Here is a 5,882-nt window from a genome sequence, read left to right on the forward strand (position 1 = left end):
TCCGGTGGACGCGGCGCCGCGGGAGACGCGGGATCCCTACGGCTCGTCGATATAGTAGTGGCCGATGAAGAACAGCATCTCGTCATCCGTCGTGTAGCCGCCCACCAGATTGCACGGGCGTCCGTCCTCGCAGCGCTTCACGGTCGCAGGATCCCTCAGTCCGTTGTCGAAGACAGCGCAGTACTTGAATGTGCGGGACGCGTCGTCTTCCTCGTCCAGGGCGAGGGGCGTCTCATACTCCTTCCTGACCGGATCGCTATAGATCGTGCTGGTGTAGTCCGGAGGATCATCGTTCGGGAGGCATCCGTTGTCCGGGCTGCACTCCGGATCCTGAGGGGGCTCCCAGGTCCTCCACTGCACTCCGCGTTGGTGCATATGAGAGGATATATCGGTGACCCTGGAATATCGTGGCAGCGTGAAGCCGGCGCAGTACTCCCGGCTCTCGAACGGAGGGACATCCATCGCGAAGATGAACCTGCTGTCGCCGAAGCCCTGGAACATGAACTTGCGCGACTCGGGGCGCGCAAAGCGCAGGTTGAGATAGTGCTCGATGGTCGTGTCTTTGCGTGTAAGGTTGAATCCGTGCGAGTTCCAGAAGATGTATCCTCTGCGGGGCAGGGTGTCGTACACCCCCTCGTGCAGCGGACCGCCGCTCACGGGCTCCTGTGCGCCTCCGACAGGTGTGAGCAGCTCGGGGCTCATGGCGATCGACGGAAGGTAGTCCCAGCAAGCGACCGAGTCTCTCGGCGGCGACGTGCAGGCGCTGCGGGGCCCGCAGTCGGCGCCGCCCTGCGACGCCGAGACGCCTCGCATTGTCGGGTCGCATGGCGCCCCGGCGAGATCGCCTCCCAGGCAGGTCCACTGTCCCCACGACGCGTCGTCCGGCTCCACTACGGCCCTGACAGAATAGATGATGCTGTGATGCGACTGCGGGTCCTGGTGCAGCAGGTTCTCATTGATGGCCAAGCAGGTCTCCTCCGGGCCGCCGGCCTCGGGCCTGCATGGAGCCTCAGCCCAGGCCGGTATCTCCCCGGCCTCGGTCGTGAAATCGTAGTACGTCGCGTAGCATACCTCATGCTCACTTCCGGCGGGCACATGCCAGCCCGACGAGTAGAACTGAAGACCCTCGCCCGCGGGTGGGGGGGCGAGAGGGGGGAGCTTGTTCGCGTCGAAGTCGTCGGGCAGGTCGCATCCGAGGCGCCGTTCGGTTCCTTGTACGATCCCCGTCTCGGGCGCTCCGGCCCGGATCCACAGCCGCAGGGCTTCCAGGTGCTCCTTGGAGACGGGTGACGTCGGCGGCGGTGGCATCGGCGCGCCGAACTCTGCAGGCAAGGAGACGCCCAGCGTCGCCGCCTCGATCTTCTTGTAGAACGCGCTCAGCTCCTGTTCGCCCGGGTAGAGGCGCAGCGTCACGCCGGTCTCGGTCTGAAGCGGCGCGTTCGCCGGTACGTTGACCAGGCTCGCATACGCTGCCTCCGGCCGGAGATCGAGGCCTCCCGCCGGAGCGCTTGCGCCGCCGTGGCACGTGGCGTTGCTGCATTGGTAGCCAGCGAGGATGACTCGCTGAATTCCTTCCCACGTACTGGAAAGCTCAGTCTCCCCGCAGCCGCCCGTGACCACCGGCTCTATGTCGTCGTCCGTGCTCCCGCACGCTCCGGTGAAAGCGAGGACCAGCGTGGCCAGGCCGGCCAGCGTCCTGGGTCGACATCGTGTTGCGTTAGACATCAGGCACATCCTCGTGGTTCAGCTGTCTGTAATGGTGTCGATCATAGATGCTGCCCGGCGCGTCAGGCCGCGCCGGGCGCCTGCACCGCGGACCGGACGGCGTCCAAGAGCTCCTGGCCGCGTGTACGGATAAAGAAGTGGTCTCCGTCCACCATCCGCACGTCGCATCCGCCCACCGTATGGCTACCCCACGCATCCAGGTCTTCCCGCTTCGCCCCAGGATCGTCGGTACCGCCGATGGCAGTGAACGGACAGGTGAACGGCGCTTCGCCTCCGCACTCGTAGCGCTCCAGCACCTCCAGATCGACCTGCATGATCTTGCCGACGAGCTGCAGCAGCTCAGGGTCCTCCTGGATCACACGATCGAACGCCCCGTACCTCTGCTGCACACGCCGCAGGAACTCGCTCGCGGGGAGGTGAGAGATCGGCGGCAGGCGGGCGGGTACGTGAGGGGCTCTGCTCGCGGCGACGACCATGCATGTCGGCTCGATCCCACGGCGCCTGCGGAGAGAACGGGCCCATTCGAAGGCCATCAGCGCTCCCAGGCTGTATCCAAAACACGCGAACGGCAGGTCGAGCATGTCATCCAGCCCCCGCTCGATGCCGTCGATGAACTCCGACATCGAGCGAGGTTGCTTCTCCTTGGACCGAGCGAATCGCCCCGGAGGCTCTATCGGGCAGACGTCGATATGCGCCGGTAGGCTCTTCGCCCAGTCTCGATATATGGCCCCGCCGGCGCCGGCGTAGGGGAAGCAGAAAAGGCGAAGCTTCGCGTCCGTCCGCGCGGTCCAGTGCGACAGCCAGGGATTCTTCTCCATGTAGACCTCCGGTGCAAGATGATCGTGCCTCTCGCGCGAGAGCGATCATGGTCAAAGCCATTTGCATTGGTTGCGATTCGCGTCAACCGGCTCCGTGAGAGGCGATACGACCTCACGGCGAAGGCGGCATCCCGATGCCGGCGCCACGACCAATGGGGCGCCGATTCTATCCATCCAGCCTCGCACACGATTTCGATGCTCGCCGGTATCTCAGGTCCATTGACGAGGAAATGTATTCTATGTTAGGTGTTCCCATAGAGACATCGCCATGAACACACGAAAAATTCGTATCGTACTGTATGCCGCGCTCACGCTGATCGGCGCTGCCGGCGTTTTGTGGTTCAATATACGGTTCATGAACGCCGGGGGGTTCGATTCACCGACGGGGTTCGTCGACGCGGCCACGGTCAACGCGGCGGGCGCTTCCGTGTTCGTCGACATCGCGGTGGCCGCCGCGGCTGGGATACTGTTCATGGTGGTCGAGGGGCGGCGGGTGGGCGTGCGCCATGTCTGGGCGTATGTGTTGCTGAGCTTTTTGCTCGCCTTCGCGGCGACGTTCCCGGCGTTCTTGCTGGCGCGCGAGCTGCGCCTCGCTGCGCTCGAAGGGGCGGGGGGACGCTGACGGCCCGGGCGGGGCGGCCCCCGGCGCGCTACGTGGAGCGCGCCGGAGAGACCGGCCACTTGCGCCGGGAGGCCGCGCGCGGTGCTCACCTGGCGGAGTGGGGCATATTCCCGGGCTTCTCTCCGGATGCGATGACGTAATCGAATGAGGCGAACAGCCAGGAGAGCAGCGGGTTCTCCTTCATCAGCAGCAGCCGGAGCAACGGGCTCTTGTGCTTGAAGTCGGGGCTCGCCGAGCGGCGATCCAGGTGGTCGAGGTACTGATCGTAGACGTGTTTGCGAATCGACCGGACCTCGACGTTCACGAAGCCGGCGGCGCGAAGCCTCTCCGCATAGACGTCGCGAGGGTAGTGGTTCTCCGCGGGGGCTTGCGACCGAAGGGTGAACAGCGGGGAGCTCCCCCGCCCTGGCAGCGGGATGATGTCGGCGGTGGTGATTCGACCTCCCGGGCGGAGGACCCGAAAGGCTTCGCCGAAGAATTTGTCGCGCGTATCGAAGTGAAAGGCCGACTCCACGGCGAGCACCTTGTCGAAGGTCTCCGGCGCGAAGCGCATGTCCGTCGCCGAGCCCACGCGCAGGTCGATGCGGTCGTCGAGCCCGAGCTCGGCGATCCGCCTGCGCGCCTCTTCTACCTGCTTCTCTGTGACATTGATGCCGACGATGCGCTTCGGCGAGTAACGCGTTGTCCAGTGGATGTCCTGGTCGCCGAAGCCGAAGCCCACGTCCAGCACCTCGTCGCTCCCCGAGAGCTTCGCGGCCTCTGCGACGAGGTCGACCAACGCGGTCGACGCGGCGTCCATCGTCCTCGTCTCTGGGTCGGCCCAGTACCCGAGGTTCAAGAACTTGGACTGCTCGGTGAATACGTTCTCGCCGAGGTTGTTGTAGTACCAGCGAGGGTCCCTGCCCTTCGCGATGGTGTGCACCGACGTGAACACCCCGCTCAGCGCCGCGCGCCAGCTCGCTCTATTCCGATGTATATCCATCCCGTCCTCATGGTGCCCTGGCGCATGGCCAGAGATTCGAGTCATCCCTCGATGCGGCGTTGCTCGCGACGACCGGGCGAGCCCGTACCGGTTCGCCCTGACCGCCCCGGTCCTTGCCAGATCAGAAGTAGGGGTAGGCCGGCTCGATACCCATCAGCGCCTGGCCGATGATTGAGTATCTATTCTTCTGGCAGAGGAAGTGCGAGTTTGCGGTGATGATGTCGCGCCGGAGGCGCTCGATCGGATGCTTGGCGAAGATCGCGGTGGCCCCTGCCACGTCGCACATCGATTCGACCACGCGTCGAGTCGATTGTGCGGCGTTGATCATCATCAGCATTCCTTTGGCGCGCTGCTTCAGCGACGGTCCGTTGCCGGATTGCAGCGCATCCCACAGCTCGCCGACGACATCGCGCACGTAGCTCCTGGCCGAGCCCAACGTGGCCTCCGCCTCGGCGATCGCTATCTGCACGCTCTGCTCGGTGCCCAGGTTGTGCCCCATCGGCATTACCTTCTTGTTCTGCGCGAGCTCGAGCGCGATCTCGATCGCGTGGCGCGCGATGCCTAGCTGAACGCCCACCAGGGTTTGCAGGAAGAGGGGGGCATAGGCGTACAGCGGCTCGCTGCGCTTGCGGTCCGCCAGGTTGAAGGTGTGCTCCTCGGGCACGAAGACGTTGCTCGCGCTGCAGTCGTTGCTACCGCTTCCCGCCAGGCCCGTCGTGTGCCAGGTGTCCAGGATCTCGAAGCTTCCAGCGGGGAGGACGGCCCAGAGGGTACGCGGGCTGCCGTCCGCGTTGAGAACCGGGCTGTCATTTTCGGTGACCAGACAGCCCGTCGCAAGGAAGTCCGCGTGGTGGCAACCGCTGCAGAAGTCCCAGGTCCCTGTCACCCGATAGCCTCCGGCCACCTTCTCAGCCTTCCCGGTCCATCTCAGGCTTCCGGCGTGGCGTACGTCGAGCTTGCCGTAGAGGCGCCGCGCTACGCTATCCTCCAGATGGGATGCGTAGAAGCCGCTGCCCGAAAGGATCATCGCGCACCACGCCGACGAGGCGTCGCCGAGCGCGAGGTTCTCTATCACCTCGATTTGCGAGAACGGATCGGCCTCCGGACCGCCCCACGCCTTGGGCATGGCCATGCGAAACACTCCCGTCTTGTCCAGGGCGCTCAATACGCTACCGGGGAGCTTGCGGGCTGCCTCGACCTCGGCTGCAGAAGCGCGCAGCGCGGGGACGAGCTCTCGCGTTGAGGCGAGTATGTCGTGAATGCTGAGATGGCATTGCGTGGAGCTCATTGGTCTTCCTTGCGTTTTGTGGTCGTGCAGGCTCCGTCGCATCGAGCCGCGCGAGCTGCCTTTCGTGCCCCCCTTTCATGACGAGCCTCTGCGAGGCAGAAACTCCGTGACTACGAGCGCCGCACGACCGCGGAACGCCATCGAGAGATGGCAGTAAACCTACAGCTGGGGGTGCGCGGGTGAACGTATTTGCTTTTTTGTTTGATTGCAAGCGGATTCATTCGGCTGCCTAGATTGGAATTCTCCTTTCTTGATGTTTTCTAATGTATGGCGCGATGGACGCTCTGCTATCGGCGCCCTGGCGGGGCGCGGATATATAACAAAAAGGCGTGGCGAGGCGTATGTAAAATCACGCCTGCGCTGTGCGGTGTGACGCCGGTTTTGCCATGTGCACCTTTATAAGGCCGTGCTTGATCGAAATGACTCATTGTGTTAAGCGTGGCGCCG

5 protein-coding genes are annotated in these 5,882 nt (G+C 64.3%); 1 reads left to right on the forward strand and 4 read right to left on the reverse strand.

The window, feature by feature from the left end; all coding sequences use genetic code 11:
- Positions 1-36: 36 nt before the first annotated feature.
- Together WMF20_RS08430 and WMF20_RS08435 are read right to left on the reverse strand one after the other, a co-directional pair.
- Positions 37-1,725, reverse strand: coding sequence for a hypothetical protein (locus WMF20_RS08430; RefSeq protein WP_437612219.1), 1,689 nt, complete (start codon positions 1,723-1,725; stop codon positions 37-39).
- A gap of 62 nt (positions 1,726-1,787) precedes the next feature.
- Entirely contained in the window at positions 1,788-2,543 is a 756-nt protein-coding gene (locus WMF20_RS08435; RefSeq protein ID WP_437612221.1) for a thioesterase II family protein, read from the reverse strand.
- 268 nt (positions 2,544-2,811) lie between these two features.
- On the opposite strand from WMF20_RS08435, the gene WMF20_RS08440 reads away from it, so the two are divergent.
- Positions 2,812-3,165 (forward strand): DUF2834 domain-containing protein, encoded by a 354-nt coding sequence (locus WMF20_RS08440; RefSeq protein WP_437612223.1) that lies wholly within the window; start codon positions 2,812-2,814, stop codon positions 3,163-3,165.
- 85 nt (positions 3,166-3,250) lie between these two features.
- On the opposite strand, the gene WMF20_RS08445 is transcribed toward WMF20_RS08440, so the two are convergent.
- Positions 3,251-4,147, reverse strand: a complete 897-nt coding sequence (locus tag WMF20_RS08445; RefSeq protein ID WP_437612225.1) for an SAM-dependent methyltransferase — start codon at positions 4,145-4,147, stop codon at positions 3,251-3,253.
- A gap of 121 nt (positions 4,148-4,268) precedes the next feature.
- On the reverse strand, positions 4,269-5,435 hold the full coding sequence (locus WMF20_RS08450) for an acyl-CoA dehydrogenase family protein (RefSeq protein ID WP_437612227.1): 1,167 nt from the start codon (positions 5,433-5,435) through the stop codon (positions 4,269-4,271).
- Between the last annotated feature and the right edge of the window lie 447 nt (positions 5,436-5,882).

It is taken from the genome of Sorangium sp. So ce834 (genome assembly GCF_051521425.1).
GTDB classification, from domain to species: Bacteria; Myxococcota_A; Polyangia; order Polyangiales; family Polyangiaceae; genus Sorangium; species Sorangium cellulosum_D.

Bases quoted from the DNA above. Each gene is read 5' to 3' on its own strand.
- WMF20_RS08430 (WP_437612219.1), bottom strand. From the start codon at position 1,725: ATGTCTAACGCAACACGATGTCGACCCAGGACGCTGGCCGGCCTGGCC.
- WMF20_RS08450 (WP_437612227.1), bottom strand. From the start codon at position 5,435: ATGAGCTCCACGCAATGCCATCTCAGCATTCACGACATACTCGCCTCA.
- WMF20_RS08445 (WP_437612225.1), bottom strand. From the start codon at position 4,147: ATGGATATACATCGGAATAGAGCGAGCTGGCGCGCGGCGCTGAGCGGG.
- WMF20_RS08435 (WP_437612221.1), bottom strand. From the start codon at position 2,543: ATGGAGAAGAATCCCTGGCTGTCGCACTGGACCGCGCGGACGGACGCG.
- WMF20_RS08440 (WP_437612223.1), top strand. From the start codon at position 2,812: ATGAACACACGAAAAATTCGTATCGTACTGTATGCCGCGCTCACGCTG.